The following is a 17,929-nucleotide window of genomic DNA, read 5'->3' as shown; positions in this document are numbered from 1 at the left end:
AATTCCTTTCGTACAATCATGAACTGCCAGCCAGACACTTTCTGCCTGGATGCTCCCTTTACTAACGCTTCCCTATCTGTCCGAGACAGAGGAGGATTATTTGCTTCGCAAGCTTGCACTGCCTTATGGTTTGAGGACGATCCTGACGACTGCGCTGGTATTCCAGTGTGCAACTTTAGTCCTCAGCTTATGGTTAGTGAGCAGCAACCAATCGAGCATTGGAACCCTATCAAGTGTCGCTGTCGATCAAGTCGACGCAGTGGCAGAAACTGTTCAACACTTGATGGAGGCACGCCTCTCCCTGTCGCGAGCCAACACCCGCATCGTACTGTTTAATAAAATTCCGCATGAAATGGTGCAACACGCCCGCACGGAATTGACACTGGCGAATATATCGTTTGACCGTTTCCTCACACACACAAGGGTTGATGAAGAAAACCACATCCGAGTCCAGGCTTTAAAAGACGTGTGTTCACGTTATGTGGAGGTGCTCAATCAATTGGTCAAGTACACGGGCGCTGGCGACGTCCAATGGGCACTCGCTCAGCCGGTACAGGACATTCAAGAGCAACTCCTTCTGGAACAAAAAAACTTCATAAAATACGGAAACAGCATCAGTCAGACTTCACTTCAGTCTATGGGCGATCGATTTAAAATATACATCGCCGCCGCTGCAATGATACTTCTCATGGTATTAGCAACAACATTCTTCCTGCTGTACATCATGAAAAAAGTAGAGAAGAGTCGACTTCTAAAAATTGCCGTCAATCGAACTGACAGTGCAATTATCGTCACCAATCCGGACAGCATAATTACCTATGTAAACGAGGGTTTTGTGCGCATGCTGGGTTATGAAATATCAGACCTGGTGGGAAAAAAACCGGACGAGGTATTTTATGGCCGCCATACGGATCAGGAAGCCGTCCTTTCTTTCAGAAACAGTATCCAGAAAGGACAAAGCCACACCACTGAATTACTGGTCTACAACAAATCTAAGAATCCATTATGGGTACGCGTGGTCGCCAATCCGGTGCTCGACCCACAGGGTGTTCAGCAGGACGTCGTGGCTATTGTGACGGACATCACCGAGGCCAAGATGAATGACGAGTTGCAGTTCAAGGTCCTCAGTGCCATGGCCCGCGAAGAGCCACTTCCCGACATCATGAAGTTGATTTGTCTGGAGATCGGTCGTATCGCTCCTGAAATCGGCGTTTCAATAAGACAATTTGATGAGCAGGGCTGCCTTCCACTGGTGGCGGAATTCAACCTGCCGGCCGGGTTGATTCAGTCACTGGAAAGCCTTGCCGAAAGGTCCATCCTGAAAAAAATGGATGTGAAAGAAAGCATGATGCTGAATTTCACTGACCCAGCATCGGACCAAGGCGATTGCATCGATCACAAGCTCTCGCAATCGTTCGGTTTCACGGCCGGCTGGGTTAACACCATTCGCTCCAACAACGGACGTTGTTTAGGCACATTTACCCTTTACTACCGTGAAAATCACCTCCCTGCGGTCCAACATCACAGGCTGCTTGAAACCAGCCTGAAGCTGTGCGCTCTCGCCCTCGAGAGGGACAGTTTTATCAACGATATTGAACGACTGGCCTACTATGACAGCCTGACGATGTTGCCCAATCGGCGACTGTTGATGATGAAAGCAAACTCAATGATTGCCAATGCTCAGCGCTCGCAATCATCAATGGCCGTGTTGTTCATCGACATTAATAAGTTCAAGCAAATCAATGACTCACTTGGGCATGCCGCCGGGGATTTGCTTCTGTCTGAAATAGCCAGGAGGCTTCAGGGTTCTGTGAGGGGCAACGACTTTGTCAGCCGGCTTTCAGGAGATGAATTCGTCATTATTCTGTCCCCTTCCAGCGCTGAACAGGCGATTGCCTTTTCAGAAAGAATAATCAGCAAACTATCGGAACCCATGATGTTGGCCGATGTAAAAATTGCGCCCTCCGCCAGCATTGGTATTGGTATTTATCCAGACCACGGTAACGACATTCACTCGTTGCTTTTGCATGCCGATCAGGCGATGTACAAAGCCAAGTCCGCAGGCCGCCAGGCAATTGAAGTGTTCGACCAGGTGATCAACGATTCAACCAATGACGAACTGACACTGAGCCTGGCCCTCGAGAATGCCCTGGAGTCCAATCAGCTGACGCTGCATTACCAGCCCCAGATAGCGCTCGACGACAACCAACTCTTTGGTGTCGAGGCACTTGCCCGCTGGTGTCATCCGGAGCTTGGAAACATCCCGCCAAATCGATTCATCCCCTTGGTGCGCGAGGCAGGATTGATGCCCAAGCTCAATCAATGGGTACTCACCGAAGCCTGCCGGCAGATGGCTCAATGGCGCGACTCGGGACTTGCTGTGCCTCGCATGTCGGTAAACATCTTCCCCGTCGCCTTTCGCGACAGAGCCATTATTGATCTCATCCAGTCTCTGCTGACAAAGCATGGGCTCTTACCCTCCTGCTTGACGCTGGAGGTCACGGAAGACTTCATACTGGACGCCACCGACAATGTCATATCGGTCATTACCGAGGTCCGTCAATTAGGCGTCAGCTTATCCATTGACGATTTTGGCACCGGTTACTCCAGCCTGAGCTACTTGCTGCGACTGCCCGTGGACACCATCAAGCTGGACAAGAGTTTTATCGACGATATTGAAAAAAGTGAAAGCGCCCGGACGCTGGCGCAGTCGATTGCCGGGATCTGCAAGAGCTTGCAATTGAACATTGTCGCCGAAGGTGTTGAAACCGATGCGCAACTTGAAATCCTTCGAGGCCAGGGATACCAGATAGCGCAAGGTTATTGTTTCTCGCGCCCTTTGGCCCCACAGGATTTGGCTCAATGGATCCGTGGGAGATTCCTTTCCAGCGATGATAGCGAACGCTACCGAATCTCGGCTCCCAAGAGCCTGCCGTGAGATTTCAAGGGATTTCGTACAGAACCTAGAACGCCAGTTTGTAGCCGATCAGCACCAGCATCGTCGCCAGGCACGGGCGCAACACCTCATCCGAGATGCGGCCGGTCAGGTGGCTGCCCAGGTAAATCCCCGGCAGCGAACCGACCAGCAAGTAGCCCAGCACATGCCAATCCATGTTGCCCATGCTCGCATGGCCGAGACCGGCGACCAGGGTTAGCGGTACGGCGTGGGCGATTTCCGTGCCGACGAGGCGGCGGGTAGGCAACAGCGGATACAGGATAAACAGCGCCACGGTGCCCAGGGCGCCCGCGCCGATGGAGGTCAGGGCGACCATCGTGCCGAGGATCAGGCCGGTGATCACCGTCAGCCCATTCAAGCGTTTGCCGCTTGGGTTGTAGGTACCGCCGGCGCGTTTGTGGGCGAAGTCGAGCAGGCGTTTCTTGAAGAAAATCGCCAGTGCCGTGGCAAACAGGACAAAGCCCAGCGCCTGTTTGATGATGGCGTTCATCGCGTCGGGGGACGTTTGCAAACTGCTCAGGAACCACAACGTCAGCGCCACGGCCGGTACGCTGCCGAGCGTCAGCCAACCGGTAATGGCCCAGTCGATGTTCTTGTTCTTGCGATGTACCAGCACACCACTGGATTTGGTAATCGCGGCGTACAGCAGGTCCGTACCCACCGCAGTCGCCGGATTGATGCCGAACCAAAGCAGGATCGGCGTCATCAGCGAGCCGCCGCCCACGCCGGTCATGCCGACAATGAACCCCACCACCAAACCTGCCACAACCAAACCGAAGTTAACGAAATCCATTAACACGCCCACAAAAACACATGAAAAAACTGGCCCGCAGCATAGCGATTTTTCTTATAACTACTTATATCGATGCGGTCTATCGTTATTCCTTCATGCGCACTCCCTGTAGGAGCCGGCTTGCCGGCGATAGCGGTGTGTCAGTCAAATCAATGTCGCAGATATGCCGCTATCGCCAGCAAGCTGGCTCCTACAGGGTCGGGTTTACTGGACGGGGAGGAAATTGAGGAACAACAGGCTCTGTGCGTAGTTCAGGCCGATCCGCCGGTAGCGCTCGTCCAGCATCTGGGTCAGCAGGTCCAGGCGCGCGACGATCTTGCCGAACTCCACGGCAAAACTCAGGTTGCTGCCCTCCTCCGAGATCTCGTTGGAAAACAGCAAGGGCTCGCCGTTTTTGTTTTGCCGCTGGCTGAGGATCCAGGTGGCTTTCTCGATGTTGCGCGCAGCGTTGCTGACGAAGACCGGATTGATCGCATCGGTCATGTAAAACTCCAGCCGATTGCCGTGAGCGGTGACCAGCATGCTGCCGATGGCGTAGATGAAAGCGCCGACCCGGTCGCCGAGGAACTCCGGACTCATGGCGTACCTCAGCGCCGCCAGATCCTTCTTGCCCCCCAGCGTCGGCAGCGGTTGTTGCTGTTCGATGGCCAGGCGCACCTGTTTGCCGGCGGTGCGGGCGTCGAGGAATCCGGACTTCTTCAGCTCCTGCGGGTTGCGCAGGTAGAGCTTGCCCATCAGCAGGTAGAGGCTGTCGAGGTTGTCGCGCATGGCCAGGGTGGCCATGCGGTCGACGCTGGTCTGGAGGAATTCCTGGGGCCTGCCTTCACGAAACTGGCTGACGATGTCCCGGCCCTGCTGCTGACTGCAACCGGTCGTGAAGAGCATCGACAGCACGGCGAGCAGCAGGCAATGGCGGCGGATGTGCACAGCGGTGAGGGGTAAAACTCGGGCCATGGGTGCTTGAACTTGGGTATGGGCCGGCGGAGGGGATCGCCGCAGGCTGGCCAAGGGTAGAGCCGTGGATTGCGAAAAAGTGCAGAACCTGCAGTCCGCCCTTTCCAAACAAAGTGAAGAGGATCACTAATTAGTCATACTTTTTAATTGCAAAGCCGCACGACTCAGCTATAAATCCTTCCCTGTCGAATTAATAATCGACATTTAGTATGACTACTTTTAAAAAACAATAAAAAGGAAGGTAACCCATGCTTCACTCCAGATACCCGCACTACGCCCTTGGACTGTCCCTGATGATCGCCACCCTCACCGCCCAGGCCAATGGTCTGTCCAGCGAACATAAAGCCTTCGGCAAAACCAATGACGGCACAGCCGTCGAACAATACGTGTTGCGTAACAGCCACGGCATGCAGGCCACCGTGATCACCTACGGAGCGACGCTGCAGTCGCTTGCCGTGCCGGACAAAAACGGCAAGCTCGAAGACGTGGTGCTCGGCTTCGACAACGTACAGGGCTATCAGAGCGGCAAGGCCTACTTCGGCGCGACCATCGGGCGCTTCGGTAATCGCCTGGCCAACGGTGCGTTCGAAATCGATGGCAAGCGCTTTCAGGTGCCGCAAAATGACGGCTCGAATTCACTGCACGGCGGCCCGCAGGGTTTTGACAAACATGTCTGGAAAGCCAAACCGGCGAAGGGCAAGGATTCAGTGGGCGTGACGCTGACATACCTGTCGGCGGACGGCGAAATGGGTTTTCCTGGCAACCTGACAACCGAGGTCACCTACAGCCTCAACGAAAACAACGAGCTGCGCATTGAATACAAGGCCTCCACCGACAAACCGACGGTGCTGAACCTGACCAATCACAGCTACTTCAACCTGGCCGGCGCGGGTAACGGCGACGTGTTGCAACAGGTCGCAACCTTGCACGCCAGTCACTACACGCCGGTCAACGGTAAGTTGATTCCTACCGGCGAGCTGGCTCCGGTGGCTGGTACGCCGATGGACTTCACCCAACCCACCGCCATTGGCAAACACATCAAGGCGGATCATCCGCAGCTGAAATTTGCTGAGCCGAAACAGGGTGGCTTCGATTTCAACTGGGTGCTGGATGCCAAGGGGGACCTCGGCAAACTGGCTGCCGATGTCAGCGACCCGCAGTCCGGGCGTCGTTTGCAGCTCTATACCACTGAGCCCGGCGTGCAGTTCTATACCAGCAACTTCCTTGATGGCTCGGTCAAGGGCAAGGCCGGCAAGACTTACGCACACTGGAGCGCGTTCACTCTGGAAACCCAGCATTACCCGGACGCGCCCAATCAGCCGAACTTCCCGTCTACGCGACTGGATCCGGGCAAGACGTATACCCAGAGTACTGTGTTGAAGTTTTCTGCTCGGTAAGACGTTGGGGGGCATCGGCGCTTGGGTGAATATCCATTATTTCGGTGATGGCTGATCGTGGTTTCGCCCTTACGGCGAGTCACTTGGAGAAGCGCCAAGTAACCAAGCGCTCTTGCCCCTTTCGTTCGGTGGCTCGCTAATGCTCGCCATGCCCTCGCTCCGGTCCTGCTCCGTGGGCCCGCCGCCATCGGCCATCCATGGCCGGGGGCGGCTAACCCGGCATCCATGCCGGGTTGCCCACTGCGCAGAACCTCCACTCGGCCTCTCGAGGGGGCGCTCAGATCAAAAGCGCAAGGCGAGCTAACGCTCGGCCTGGTGAGTGGTGAAAATCAAAAGCGCACGCGATCCCTGTAGGAGCCGGCTTGCCGGCGAAAAACGTCTGGGCGACGCGTTCATTCAGACAGCCCGCGTTATCGTTGACACCTACAGCCCGGGGAACCCATGGGCTATTCTGCTGCCAACCGAAGTATCGACCGAATGACATCAAGGAGCTTTGCATGCGGACTCTCGAACTGGCCGGCATCAACGTACCGGTTATCGGCCAGGGCACCTGGCGCATGGGTGAAGATCGCGCTCGACACCGCGAGGAAGTCGCCGCGTTGCGCCTGGGCATCGAGTTGGGCATGACCTTGATCGACACCGCAGAAATGTATGGCGAAGGGGGCGCCGAGAAAGTCGTCGGCGAAGCCATTGCCGGCCTGCGCGACAAGGTGTTTCTGGTCAGCAAGGTGTATCCGCACAACGCCAGCCGCAAGGGCATTCCCGAGGCCTGCGAACGCAGCCTGCGGCGGTTGAACACCGATTACATTGATTTGTACCTGCTGCACTGGCGCGGCCAGTATCCCCTTGAAGAAACCGTTGAGGCATTCGAACGCCTGCGCGAGGCCGGCAAGATCGGCCGTTGGGGCGTGTCCAATTTCGACGTGGATGACCTGCAAGAACTGGCCTCCCCAGCCTGCGCCACCAATCAAGTGCTCTACAACCTTGAGGAGCGTGGAATAGAATTTGATTTACTGCCGTGGAGCCAACAGCATCGTCAGCCATTGATGGCGTACTGTCCCATCGGCCAGGGCGGGAGTTTGCTCGCTCACCCGACACTCAAGCAGGTGGCCGCCCGTCACGCGGCGACACCGGCCCAGGTAGCCTTGGCATGGATTCTGCGGCAGGATGGAGTCATTGCCATCCCCAAGGCGGTCCGACCTGAGCATGTGCAACTGAATGCGCATGCCGCGCAATTGAAGCTTGTAGCCGGGGATCTGGAGGCGCTGGACCACGCGTTTCACGCGCCACACCGCAAACAGCGACTGGCCATGGTCTGAGCCATCGCGGTTCTGTCAGAGGGCTTCTCATGAGAAGCACCGATCAGCTCGACGTCTTTGATCTGCAACGCTTTCTACGGGCGCAGGACCCGGTATTCGAACGGGTGAAAAACGAGCTCGTTGCGGGCCGCAAGCGCAGTCACTGGATGTGGTTCATCTTTCCGCAATTCATCGGCCTGGGCGGCAGCGAAATGTCGCAACGATATGCCATTCACTCGGGAGAGGAGGCTTCGGCGTACCTCAAGCATGCGCAGCTGGGCCCACGGCTGCGCACCTGCACGCAGTTGGTGCTGGATATTCCGGAACGCTCCATCATCGAAATTTTCGGCCATCCGGACAATCTGAAATTCCGCTCGTCGATGACCCTGTTCGCGCAGTTCGCCCCGGATGACAGCCTGTTCCAGCAAGCGCTGATGCGGCACTTCCATGGGATTCCGGATGACTGGACGTTATCGCTGCTGGACTCAAAACAGGCCCAACTGCCCCCCAATCAGGGTTGAGAAATCGTCATCCACGAACGGCAGAATCGCATCCGCCACCGGTTGCAGTTGCCGGGTGACGTAGTGGTCGTAATCGATCGGCGCGCTGCGGATCTCCAGCGGCTCGGGCCCGGCGACGGTGATCACGTAGCTGATCCAGCCGCCGTTCTGGTATTGCCGCGGACGGCCCTGTTGATCGTTGTAGTCGTCGGCGATCCGCGCCGCGCGGACATGCGGCGGCACGTTGCGCTCATAGTCATCCAGGGTCCGGCGCAAGCGCTTGCGGTAGATCAGGCGATCATCGAACTCGCCCGCCAGGGTCTTGCGCACGTACTCGCGGACATAATCCTGATAGGGCTGGCGATGGAAGATTCGCGTGTACAGCTCTTGCTGGAATTGCCGGGCCAGCAGCGACCAGTCGGTGCGCACGGTTTCCAGCCCCTTGTAGACCATCTCGTCAGTGCCGTCGTCACGCGTGACCAGCCCGGCATAACGCTTCTTGCTGCCCTCCTCCGCACCGCGAATGGTCGGCATCAGAAAGCGCTTGTAGTGGGTTTCGAACTGTAACTCCAATGCGCTTTGCAGCCCGTACTCCTCTTGCACATGCACGCGCCACCACTGGTTGACGTGATCCACCAGCGCGTGGCCGATCTGCGCCGCTTCCTGCTGACCGTGGGCGCGGCGCAGCCAGACAAACGTCGAGTCGGTATCGCCATAGATCACCGTGTGCCCCTGGGCTTCGATCAACTGGCGGGTACGCAGCATGATTTCGTGCCCGCGCAACGTGATCGACGAGGCCAGACGCGTATCGAAGAAACGGCAACCGCTGGAACCGAGCACGCCGTAGAAGGCGTTCATGATGATCTTCAGCGCCTGGGACAACGGTGCGTTGTGTTCGCGCTTGGCGGTTTCGCGGCCCTCGGCGACCCGGGCGACAATGGCCGGCAGGCAGTGCCGGGTTCTGGAAAAACGCGCCCCGCGAAAACCGGGCACGGACTCGCTGTCCTCGGGATGCTTGAGCCCTTCGATCAGGCCCACCGGGTCGATGAGGAAGGTGCGGATGATCGATGGATAGAGGCTTTTGTAGTCGAGCACCAGCACCGATTCGTACAGGCCCGGCTGCGAGTCCATGACAAATCCGCCGGGGCTGGCCTGTGCAGGTTTGCTGCCGAGGTTGGGCGCAACGAACCCCTGGCGGTGCATCAGCGGCATGTACAGGTGCGTGAAGGCCGCCACCGAACCGCCACTGCGATCCGCCGGCAAACCGGTCACGCTGGCCCGCTCCAGCAGGAAAGTGAGCAATTGGGTCTTGGCGAAAATCCGCGTGACCAGTTCGCAGTCCTTGAGGTTGTAAGTGGCGAGCGCCGGTTTGTCCTCGGCGAACATGCGGTTGATTTCGTCCATGCGCTGGTACGGCGTGCTGATCGACTTGCCCTCGCCGAGCAGGGTTTGCGCGACGTTTTCCAGGCTGAACGATGGAAAACTCCAGGTCGCCGAACGCAGGGATTCGATGCCGTCGATGATCAATCGCCCGGCGGCCGAGGCGAAGTAATGGTTGCGGCTGCCGTGCTCGCGCCACTGCATTTCCTCGCCGCCGCGCCCCAGTTTCAGCGGCACCGCCAGGCGTCGGGCGTGTTCGTGAAGCACGCGCAAATCGAACTGCACGACGTTCCAGCCAATGATTGCGTCAGGGTCGTGCCGGGCGAACCATTCGTTGAGCTTTTTCAGCAGCAGGGTTCGCGACTCACAGTATTCGAGCTGGAAGTCGACCTTGCTGTCGTCGCCGTTGGGCGGGCCGAGCATGTACACCTGGCGCTCACCGCAGCCTTCCAGCGCGATGGAATACAGATCGCCCTGAGCGGTGGTTTCGATGTCCAGGGACACCAGCCTGAGCGTCGGACGATAGTCGGGATCGGGTTTCATCTGCGCGTCGAGCAGCAGGCCTTCGGCATCGGGTGTGCCACCGAAGATCACCGGCGCGGTGATGAAGCGCTCCATCATGTAGCGTTCCGGTGGGCGTACGTCGGCCTCGAACATCTCGACGCCGGCCTTGCGCAGCGCGGTTTCCAGGCGCATCAGCTGACCGTGTTGCTGGCAATACAGGCCGAGCACCGGGCGATGCTCGAAATCCAGCAGGGCCAGGGGTTTGAGCTCGACGTTTTTTTCGCCGTGCAGCACCTGCTCAGCCTGCTCGCGCTGCTCGGCGGGGATGAACGCCACCGACGGTTGATGCGGCAGGCGAATATGCTGGGGACCGGTGTCGGTCGCCAGCCAGAACTCGACTTCCGTACCGGCCGGGGTATCGCGCCAATGCCGGGTCAGGACGAAGCCCCGCTGTAAATCCACCACTGCAACCTCACCTCTGATTCAGAGCGCAATTCTACGCGGCATTCCCGCCAATAGCAGTGAACGCCTGCTCTGGAATGCGATCCCTTGTAGGAGCTGGCTTGCCAGCGATGGACTCCAACCTACCGCGTTTAACCAGTCAGCACGCGTTATCGTTGACGACCATCGCTGGCAAGCCAGCTCCTACAGGTCGGTGGTGTGTTCGAAAATGTGAGGTTTATCGAAGAAAAACGGCTGAATGACGTTTTTTGCGCGTTATCTGCCGTTTTCTGCCTTGCCCTCGGCGCTCGGGTCTACGATTCTTCAAGAACAACGACAACACCCGAGAAGCCACCATGAAAACCGTCGCCCAACTGCTCAAGTTGAAAGATCAGAAAAATCAGGAAGTGCACCAGATCAAACCCGATCACATGGTGCTCGAAGCACTGATGAAGATGGCCGAGAAGAACGTCGGTGCCTTGCTGGTGGTAGAGAACGACGAAGTGCTGGGCATCATCAGTGAACGTGATTACGCACGCAAACTGGTGCTGCATGGCCGCTCTTCCGTGGGCACCCCGGTGCGCGACATCATGGTGTCGCCAGTCATCACCGTAGACACCCATCAAACCGTCGATACGTGCCTGGGCATCATGTCTGACAGGCGCCTGCGTCACCTGCCGGTGGTGGAGAACGGCAAGTTGATCGGCTTGCTGTCGATCGGCGACCTGGTCAAGGAAGCGATTGCGGAGCAGGCAGAACTGATCCGCCAGCTGGAGCAGTACATTCGCGGCGAATGATTCGAAAACACCGCAATGCCCCTTGTAGGAGTGAGCCTGCTCGCGATAGCGGTGGGTCAGTCAGCTCTTGTACCGACTGACCCACCGCTATCGCGAGCAGGCTCACTCCTACAATTGGAATTGCGGTGTTATTCAGGCGGGCCAATGCCGCGCAAAGACCGGTGCCAACGTCGGATGCCGGTCGATTCGCTCCAGCCAGGCAGAAAAACCGGGCCGGGCACTGCGCAAATGCTCCCGGGTGCCCGCCCACCGCGAGATCACCGCCGCCAATACATCCAGCGCACCGGGCGTCTCATCGCCCAGGTACAACTCGCCCGAGAACTGATCGGCAAACACCTCCCAACTCCAGTGCAACCGTTCGCGAGCGCCGGCCATGAGGTTGTCCCGCGAGGGTTTGTCCGCCACGAGCAGCCAGCGCTCGGGGTAATCGATGATGCCGATCGCCGCATAACAATTGGTGACGATGTACACCAGCCCCCGGATCGCCTGATCGCGCTCGGCGGCGTCTTTCGGCAGCAGTTTCGACTTGGGAAACGTCAACCCGAGATGAATCAAAATCGCCGCACTTTCGGTGAGCACGCTGCCGTCAGGCAGTTGCAGGGTCGGAATCTGCTTCAGCGGGTTGATCTTCTCCAACGCGTGGGCCGCCTCGGTGGATAACTCGACGTCGATGAAGCGGTAAGGAATCTCGCACAGCTCCAACGCGGCTTCGATGGCGGCGGCGCCGGAGTTCTGGTGTCCGTATAGCTGATACATATCGCGCTCCTGGCGAGACGAACAGGTAGTCGGTAGACGAGCGGGCAAAGGTCACGTTCCCTGCCATTTGGCGGGTCGATGCAGGTAAGATGCGCGATCCCGGGGCACTCTTCCAATACCCCCGCAGCACACTTCAAGGAAAGAACATGCGCCAACAGGATGGCCAACGCGCCGCACTTTTTCGTACCGTCGGTTTCATTCTGGCCTGCCTGGCGCTAAGTGCCTGCTCGCCAAGCGACCACTCGTCATCGGCCAGTTTAGCCGGTGAACAAGGGCGTGGCGGGGCCATGCTGGCCTATGAACACGAATTGCAGCTGTTGCTGCCCCAGGCAGAAATCGCCCCGCGCTTGCAGGCCACACGTGAGGCGTGCGAAACCGCACGCTTCGGCGCCTGCAACGTCTTGCGCATCGAGCAAGGCGCCGGCCGCGCCGACATCACCTTGCGCATTGCCCCTGCCGGCGTCGAGCCGTTGGTGGCGATGGCCGCCGAGGGTGGCGAACTGGGTCAGCGGATCACCAGCGCCGAAGACCTCGCCGATGCCGTGGACGACACCCGTCGACGCCAGGAACGACTCAAGGCTCAACAGCAGCGCCTGGATGAACTGGCGACCCGCAAAGACATCAGCGTCACCGATCTGATTACCCTGAGCAAAGAGCAGGCCGGGATCGAAAACGATCTGCAAGCCCTGGCGCAGATTGCCGCCGGGCACCAGCGGCGTCTGGACACCAATCGGGTCACCTTATCGTTCCTGCCGACCGGCGCCAGCAGTCGCTCGTCGCACTTGAGCCAGGCATTCAGCAATTTGCTCGACAACCTGGCCGAAGGCGCCGCCGATGCACTGGAAAAAACCAGTTACGCCCTGCCCTTCCTGATCCTCGCGTTTCCACTGTTCATGCTGTGGGTCTGGTTGTGGCGCAAGTTTGTTCGGCGTCGGACCTGAACCCGGCGTGCGCCACAGGCATTCAGTTATTTTTTTGGCCACTGCATCCAAATCGCTTTCCGCCGGGTAGTCCCTGTAGCAGCCCTTGTTACTGCGCAAGACGCCAGCTAACCCCCAAGCCCAACGCAATCCTCTGTAGGAGCCGGCTTGCCGGCGATGACGTCCGTCCCGTCAATGAAGGGTGGGACTGATCCACCGCTATCGCCGGCAAGCCGGCTCCTACAGGGATCTGGATTGTTTGCTGGATTGCTGCCCGGCTCGCCCCCCGTGTAAAACCACCCCCGGCCTGCCGACGGCAGAACCATCACGCCCACGCACGGGGCGTCAGCTGTTCCATCACTGCCGTCGATGTTCACCATCACGTCAATGAAGTTCTCATAAAAATTGTGCGGCGTACCATCAGCTCCATACCAAACAACTACACCCCGGAGCACACCACCATGAAACGCCAACTCTTCCTCAGCATCGCTTTCTCGGTTTTTGCAGTTAACGCTTTTGCCGCTTCGTCCGCTCACCCGGTTGTCGCTGAAGGCGGCTCGGATCGGTTGATTGAAAGCCGTGTGGCTGAGGGTGGTTCGGATCGTTTGATCGAAAATCGTGTGGCCGAAGGTGGTTCCGACCGTCTGATCGAAAACCGCGTTGCCGAAGGTGGCTCTGACCGTCTGATCGAAAACCGCGTTGCCGAAGGTGGTTCCGACCGCTTGATCGAGAACCGCGTCGCCGAGGGTGGTTCCGACCGTCTGATCGAAAACCGCGTCGCCGAAGGTGGTTCCGACCGCCTGATCGAAAACCGCGTTGCCGAAGGTGGTTCCGACCGTCTGATCGAAAATCGCGTTGCCGAAGGTGGTTCTGACCGCCTGATTGAAAACCGCGTCGCCGAAGGTGGTTCCGACCGTCTGATCGAGAGCCGCGCTGTATGAATGAATGGCTTTGCAGCAACACTCGACAAAAAACCCGGCCTCACCCGCCGGGTTTTTTTATGCATTTTTTGAGACCGGTCACTTCCCCGCCAGCGCCATGCAGCGCTGATAACGCTCGTCGACCCGCTTGGCAAACCACGCCGTGGTGAGTTTTCGGGTGATTTTCGGGCTCTGCAACGCAATCCCCGGCAATACCGCTCGCGGCAATGAACGGCCTTCGGCCTTCTCGGCCAATTCGAAAACCCGCTGATACAACGTGCTGTCCTCGAACTCGAGGCTTTTGCCCTTCTCCAGTTGATCCCTAATCGTCGGATTGCGCATGCCCAGTTGCTTGCCGAGGGTGCGCACGGCCAGTTCCGTGGTGCCGGGCATGATCGAGTCGTAGCGCACCAGATCACCGTCCAGCGCCAGAGGAATCCCCGAAGCACGGCTCACCGCGTTCTGAAATGCGGCGTTTCGACTGGCGTACCAACCGGCGTTGAAATCGGCGAAGCGGTACAGCGGCTGCTTGTAGCTCACCGGATAACCGAGCAAGTGGGCGATGCCGAAATACATACCGCCGCGACGGCTGAACACTTCATGCCGAATCGAGCCGTCCACCGGGTACGGATAACCCCGCGCCTGTTGCTCGGCGAAGTCGATACTGACCTGCATCGGCCCACCGGTGTGCACCGGATTGAAACCACCGAACAGCGTGCGGCCCATGGGCACCCTGCCGATGAAATCATCGAAGATCGCGCTCAATTCCTTTTCACTGCGCGCAGCATTCAATCGGTCGCTGTAGCTTTTGCCGGTACTGGAACGTATTTGCAGCGCACCGCTCACCAGCAGGCCGGGGATGTGGGCTTTGGCGGCACGGCGGTCGATTTCCTCTCGGGCGATCTTGCCCAGGCCCGGCACCGGCGGGTCCGCCTGAAAGGTCGACTCCTGTTCGGTGACCGCCAGTACGGAACACAGATTTTGCGTAGAGGGATAAATGTTCTGCGCAGCAAACGCCGCGTAGATGTCCGTGGCCCAGCCTTGGCGATCAACGGTTTTCGCCGGCAGCAGGCGCACGATCTCGGCCTTGACCTCTTTGGGTGTGCGGGCCGGGGCTTCCTGGGTGCGCTGAGTCCCGCAACCGGCCAGCACCAACAGCGCCGCGACGCTCGTGATCAATCGATTGGCTTGCATGGCGCTCCATCAGATCCGTTGAACCAGGTTAACCATACGATCAATGGCATGGCGCAGGCTATGACTGTGCCGGCGACACACTGTTCCCGGCACAGACACATTGAACGGTGGGAGCCGGCTTGCTGGCGATGGGAGCACCGAGGTGCATCAAGATGACCGCGTTATCGTTCATCGCCAGCAAACGGGCTCCTACAGGGTCTTTTTCCGTTGGGCGGGCTGTCTGACGGCCCTCTTCGGCTGAACCATACTTGAGCCAAGACGCCAGGGGAGAACAGGCGCATGAACCGTAGCGACGTATTGATCATCGGCGCCGGCCCCACCGGGCTGGTGCTCGCGCTGTGGCTGAGCAAACTGGGGATCCGCGTGCGGATTATCGACAAGACATCGGCCCCCGGCACCACTTCACGGGCGTTGGCCGTACAGGCGCGCACACTGGAACTGTATCGCCAGCTCGACCTCAACGAGGCCGTGATACACAAAGGGCATCGCGTGGCGGCAGCCAACTTCTGGGTCAAGGGCGAACCCGTGGCGCGCTTGCCGTTGGGCCGGATTGGCGAGGGTCTGACGCCGTATGCATTCCTGGAGATTTTTCCCCAGGACGAGCACGAACAATTGCTGATTGAACGCCTGGAAACCTTTGGCATCCGGGTCGAGCGCAACACCGAGCTGGAGAGCTTCGAAGAAACCGGCGATGGCATCACCGCACGGCTGCGCCTGCCCGATGGTCAAGAGGAAATCTGTCAGGCCTGTTACCTCGCCGGCTGCGACGGTGCCCGCTCGCGGGTGCGCAAAACCCTCGATACCGGATTTCCCGGCGGCACCTACCAGCAGATTTTCTACGTGGCCGACGTGCAGGCCAGCGGGCCGGCGCTCAATGGCGAGCTGCATTTGGACCTCGATGAAGCGGACTTTCTCGCGGTGTTTCCCCTCGCCGGCGAAGGTCGCGCGCGGTTGATCGGCACCGTTCGCGACGAACGCGCCGAGCACGTGGAAACCCTGCGATTCGAAGACGTCAGCACCCGCGCCATCGAACACTTGAAAGTGCAGATCGAGCAGGTGAACTGGTTCTCGACCTACCGTGTGCATCATCGGGTGGCCGATCACTTTCGCAGCGGTCGCGCATTTCTATTGGGCGACGCGGCCCATGTCCACAGCCCGGCGGGCGGCCAGGGCATGAACACCGGCATCGGCGATGCCATCAACCTCGCCTGGAAACTCGCGGCCGTGTTGAGCGGCGGTGCTGCCCCGCATCTGCTCGACACGTATGAAACCGAGCGCATCGCCTTTGCCCGCAAACTGGTCGCCACCACCGACCGGGTGTTCAGTTTTGTCACCGCCGAAGGACGCATGGCGGATTTGCTGCGTACCCGTCTGGCGCCGTTCCTGTTGCCGAAAATGGCTTCGTTCGAGGCCTCCCGGGAATTCCTGTTTCGTACGGTGTCGCAGATCACCCTCAATTATCGTGGAATGCCATTGAGCACCGGCGTCGCCGGGCACGTTCACGGTGGCGACCGCTTGCCGTGGGCGCATGATGGTGAAGGGGATAATTTCGGGCCGCTGAAGTGCCCGAACTGGCAGGTACATGTGTACGGCGACACCAGCGACGAAATGATTGCCTGGTGCAATGAACATCACTTGCCGTTGCATGTGTTTGACTGGCGACCGGCGTTTGAAACATCAGGCCTTGGGCGCAACGGGTTTTATTTGTTGCGGCCGGATACTTATGTGGCGGTGGCCGAGTCGTGCTCGGATCCGAAGGTGATCGAACGGTACTTCCGGGATCGCGGGATACGGCCGTATTTCGGCCCTCACTGATTCAACACAGTCCAAATGTGGGAGCGGGCTTGCTCGCGAAGGCGGTGTGTCAGTCGACAGTTGCATTGACTGATACACCGCCTTCGCGAGCAAGCCCGCTCCCACAGGGGTTTTGTGTGTGTGTTTTTTAGATCCCGGCCAGGGCCAGGTCCATTGCGAAGTAGGTGAAGATCAAATCCGCCCCCGCCCGTTTGATCGCACCGAGACTCTCGCGCACCACGCGGTCCTCATCGATGGCCCCGGCCTGTGCGCCGAACTTGATCATCGCGTACTCGCCGCTCACCTGATACGCCGACAGCGGCAGGCGCGAAACCTCGCGAATGTCGCGGATGATGTCCAGGTACGCGCCGGCCGGCTTGACCATCAGCGCGTCGGCGCCTTCCTGCTCGTCCATCAGCGATTCACGCACCGCTTCGCGGCGATTCATCGGGTTCATTTGATAGCTTTTGCGGTCGCCCTTGAGTGCGCTGCCGCCGGCTTCGCGGAACGGGCCGTAGAGCGCCGAGGCGAATTTGGTCGAATAGGCCATGATCGCGGTCTGGGTGAAACCGGCATCATCCAGCGCCCGGCGAATCGCCTGGACCTGCCCGTCCATGGCCGCCGACGGCGCGATCACATCGGCACCGGCACGGGCTGCCGCGACGGCTTGTTTGCCGAGGTTGATCAGGGTCTGGTCGTTGTCGACTTCGTGGTTGTGCAACACGCCGCAGTGACCGTGGTCGGTGTATTCGCAAAAGCAGGTGTCGGACATCACGATCATCTCCGGCACCGCTTCCTTGGCGATGCGCGCCATGCGCGAGACCAGGCCATTGTCACTCCAGGTGTCGCTGCCGCTGCTGTCCAGATGATGGGACACGCCGAAGGTCATCACCGACTTGATCCCCGCCCGGGCATAGCGCTCGATCTCGCCGGCCAGTTTCGACTCCGGAATCCGCATCACACCGGGCATGCTTTTGATCGGCACGAAGTCGTCGATTTCTTCCTCGACGAAAATCGGCAGCACCAGATCGTTCAAGCTGAATTCGGTTTCCTGGAACAGGCTGCGCAGGCTCGCATTGCGGCGCAGACGGCGTGGACGTGCTTCGGGGAACTGACTGGACATGGGGTTTCCTGAAAAATCGGGGGACGAGACGAAAGTCGTAAGGGGGCGAAAGCTTATGCCCAGTTCGCCGCCGGGCACAAACCTCAGTGGAGTAAAAACCGTTACCGCTTCGGCAACAATTCCTGCATCCACCATAAAACCCTGTGGGAGCGAGCCTGCTCGCGATGGCGGTGGATCATCCAGCATCTATGTTGAATGACCC

General features: G+C 58.8%; 14 protein-coding genes. 8 read left to right on the top strand and 6 right to left on the bottom strand.

Annotated elements, in window-relative coordinates; all coding sequences use genetic code 11:
- The first annotated feature begins 100 nt into the window (after positions 1-100).
- On the top strand, positions 101-2,938 hold the full coding sequence (locus KGB24_RS22060) for an EAL domain-containing protein (protein ID WP_223416163.1): 2,838 nt from the start codon (positions 101-103) through the stop codon (positions 2,936-2,938).
- A 25-nt stretch (positions 2,939-2,963) separates the two neighbouring features.
- On the opposite strand, the gene KGB24_RS22055 is transcribed toward KGB24_RS22060, so the two are convergent.
- Both KGB24_RS22055 and KGB24_RS22050 read right to left on the bottom strand, forming a co-directional pair.
- Positions 2,964-3,749 (bottom strand): sulfite exporter TauE/SafE family protein, encoded by a 786-nt coding sequence (locus KGB24_RS22055; RefSeq protein ID WP_008033636.1) that lies wholly within the window; start codon positions 3,747-3,749, stop codon positions 2,964-2,966.
- A 204-nt stretch (positions 3,750-3,953) separates the two neighbouring features.
- Positions 3,954-4,703 (bottom strand): hypothetical protein, encoded by a 750-nt coding sequence (locus KGB24_RS22050; RefSeq protein WP_008033634.1) that lies wholly within the window; start codon positions 4,701-4,703, stop codon positions 3,954-3,956.
- Positions 4,704-4,951: 248 nt separating this feature from the next.
- Here KGB24_RS22050 and KGB24_RS22045 point away from each other — a divergent pair, with 248 nt between their 5' ends.
- The 3 genes from KGB24_RS22045 to KGB24_RS22035 all read left to right on the top strand — a co-directional run bounded on the left by KGB24_RS22045 (position 4,952) and on the right by KGB24_RS22035 (position 7,919).
- A complete protein-coding gene (locus tag KGB24_RS22045) occupies positions 4,952-6,100 on the top strand; it encodes an aldose epimerase family protein (protein WP_223416162.1) in 1,149 nt (382 codons plus the stop codon).
- A 497-nt stretch (positions 6,101-6,597) separates the two neighbouring features.
- Entirely contained in the window at positions 6,598-7,419 is an 822-nt protein-coding gene (locus KGB24_RS22040) for an aldo/keto reductase (RefSeq protein WP_223416161.1), read from the top strand.
- Between the two features lie 29 nt (positions 7,420-7,448).
- Positions 7,449-7,919 carry a DUF1810 domain-containing protein gene (locus KGB24_RS22035; RefSeq protein ID WP_008034513.1) on the top strand — a complete coding sequence of 157 codons (471 nt, stop codon included), beginning with the start codon at positions 7,449-7,451 and terminating at the stop codon, positions 7,917-7,919.
- Here the strand turns inward: KGB24_RS22035 and KGB24_RS22030 are convergent.
- Positions 7,884-10,244, bottom strand: coding sequence for a DNA polymerase II (locus KGB24_RS22030; RefSeq protein ID WP_223416175.1), 2,361 nt, complete (start codon positions 10,242-10,244; stop codon positions 7,884-7,886). The genes KGB24_RS22035 and KGB24_RS22030 overlap by 36 nt on opposite strands.
- A 335-nt stretch (positions 10,245-10,579) precedes the next feature.
- Between KGB24_RS22030 and KGB24_RS22025 the strand changes: the two genes are divergently transcribed.
- Positions 10,580-11,020 carry a CBS domain-containing protein gene (locus KGB24_RS22025; RefSeq protein WP_007944798.1) on the top strand — a complete coding sequence of 147 codons (441 nt, stop codon included), beginning with the start codon at positions 10,580-10,582 and terminating at the stop codon, positions 11,018-11,020.
- A 132-nt stretch (positions 11,021-11,152) separates the two neighbouring features.
- Here KGB24_RS22025 and KGB24_RS22020 read toward each other — a convergent pair whose 3' ends face one another.
- The gene (locus KGB24_RS22020; protein ID WP_223416160.1) at positions 11,153-11,776 is read right to left on the bottom strand and encodes a glutathione S-transferase; all 624 of its coding nucleotides are present in this window, start codon (positions 11,774-11,776) and stop codon (positions 11,153-11,155) included.
- Between the two features lie 146 nt (positions 11,777-11,922).
- Here KGB24_RS22020 and KGB24_RS22015 point away from each other — a divergent pair, with 146 nt between their 5' ends.
- Together KGB24_RS22015 and KGB24_RS22010 are read left to right on the top strand one after the other, a co-directional pair.
- Entirely contained in the window at positions 11,923-12,717 is a 795-nt protein-coding gene (locus KGB24_RS22015) for a DUF4349 domain-containing protein (RefSeq protein ID WP_207286206.1), read from the top strand.
- Between the two features lie 440 nt (positions 12,718-13,157).
- Entirely contained in the window at positions 13,158-13,637 is a 480-nt protein-coding gene (locus tag KGB24_RS22010) for a phage infection protein (RefSeq protein ID WP_090473931.1), read from the top strand.
- Positions 13,638-13,715: 78 nt separating this feature from the next.
- Here KGB24_RS22010 and KGB24_RS22005 read toward each other — a convergent pair whose 3' ends face one another.
- Complete coding sequence (locus tag KGB24_RS22005; protein WP_223416159.1) at positions 13,716-14,810, bottom strand: DUF1615 domain-containing protein; 1,095 nt, start codon at positions 14,808-14,810, stop codon at positions 13,716-13,718.
- A gap of 279 nt (positions 14,811-15,089) precedes the next feature.
- Here KGB24_RS22005 and KGB24_RS22000 point away from each other — a divergent pair, with 279 nt between their 5' ends.
- Positions 15,090-16,625 (top strand): FAD-dependent oxidoreductase, encoded by a 1,536-nt coding sequence (locus KGB24_RS22000; protein WP_223416158.1) that lies wholly within the window; start codon positions 15,090-15,092, stop codon positions 16,623-16,625.
- Positions 16,626-16,752: 127 nt separating this feature from the next.
- Here the strand turns inward: KGB24_RS22000 and hemB are convergent, their stop codons facing one another.
- Positions 16,753-17,727 carry a porphobilinogen synthase gene (hemB, locus tag KGB24_RS21995; protein ID WP_223416157.1) on the bottom strand — a complete coding sequence of 325 codons (975 nt, stop codon included), beginning with the start codon at positions 17,725-17,727 and terminating at the stop codon, positions 16,753-16,755.
- Between the last annotated feature and the right edge of the window lie 202 nt (positions 17,728-17,929).

Origin of the sequence: Pseudomonas sp. BF-RE-25, from assembly GCF_019956105.1 — a bacterium.
Lineage (GTDB): Bacteria > Pseudomonadota > Gammaproteobacteria > Pseudomonadales > Pseudomonadaceae > Aquipseudomonas > Aquipseudomonas migulae.
The sequence above is the reverse complement of the archived record's forward strand: the minus strand, read 5'-3'. Positions and strand labels throughout refer to the sequence as shown.

Excerpts from the sequence above, each read along its gene's own strand:
- KGB24_RS22055 (WP_008033636.1), bottom strand. The coding sequence starts at position 3,749 with ATGGATTTCGTTAACTTCGGTTTGGTTGTGGCAGGTTTGGTGGTGGGG.
- KGB24_RS22050 (WP_008033634.1), bottom strand. The coding sequence starts at position 4,703 with ATGGCCCGAGTTTTACCCCTCACCGCTGTGCACATCCGCCGCCATTGC.
- KGB24_RS22045 (WP_223416162.1), top strand. The coding sequence starts at position 4,952 with ATGCTTCACTCCAGATACCCGCACTACGCCCTTGGACTGTCCCTGATG.
- KGB24_RS22040 (WP_223416161.1), top strand. The coding sequence starts at position 6,598 with ATGCGGACTCTCGAACTGGCCGGCATCAACGTACCGGTTATCGGCCAG.
- KGB24_RS22035 (WP_008034513.1), top strand. The coding sequence starts at position 7,449 with ATGAGAAGCACCGATCAGCTCGACGTCTTTGATCTGCAACGCTTTCTA.
- KGB24_RS22025 (WP_007944798.1), top strand. The coding sequence starts at position 10,580 with ATGAAAACCGTCGCCCAACTGCTCAAGTTGAAAGATCAGAAAAATCAG.
- KGB24_RS22020 (WP_223416160.1), bottom strand. The coding sequence starts at position 11,776 with ATGTATCAGCTATACGGACACCAGAACTCCGGCGCCGCCGCCATCGAA.
- KGB24_RS22015 (WP_207286206.1), top strand. The coding sequence starts at position 11,923 with ATGCGCCAACAGGATGGCCAACGCGCCGCACTTTTTCGTACCGTCGGT.
- KGB24_RS22010 (WP_090473931.1), top strand. The coding sequence starts at position 13,158 with ATGAAACGCCAACTCTTCCTCAGCATCGCTTTCTCGGTTTTTGCAGTT.
- KGB24_RS22005 (WP_223416159.1), bottom strand. The coding sequence starts at position 14,810 with ATGCAAGCCAATCGATTGATCACGAGCGTCGCGGCGCTGTTGGTGCTG.
- KGB24_RS22000 (WP_223416158.1), top strand. The coding sequence starts at position 15,090 with ATGAACCGTAGCGACGTATTGATCATCGGCGCCGGCCCCACCGGGCTG.
- hemB (WP_223416157.1), bottom strand. The coding sequence starts at position 17,727 with ATGTCCAGTCAGTTCCCCGAAGCACGTCCACGCCGTCTGCGCCGCAAT.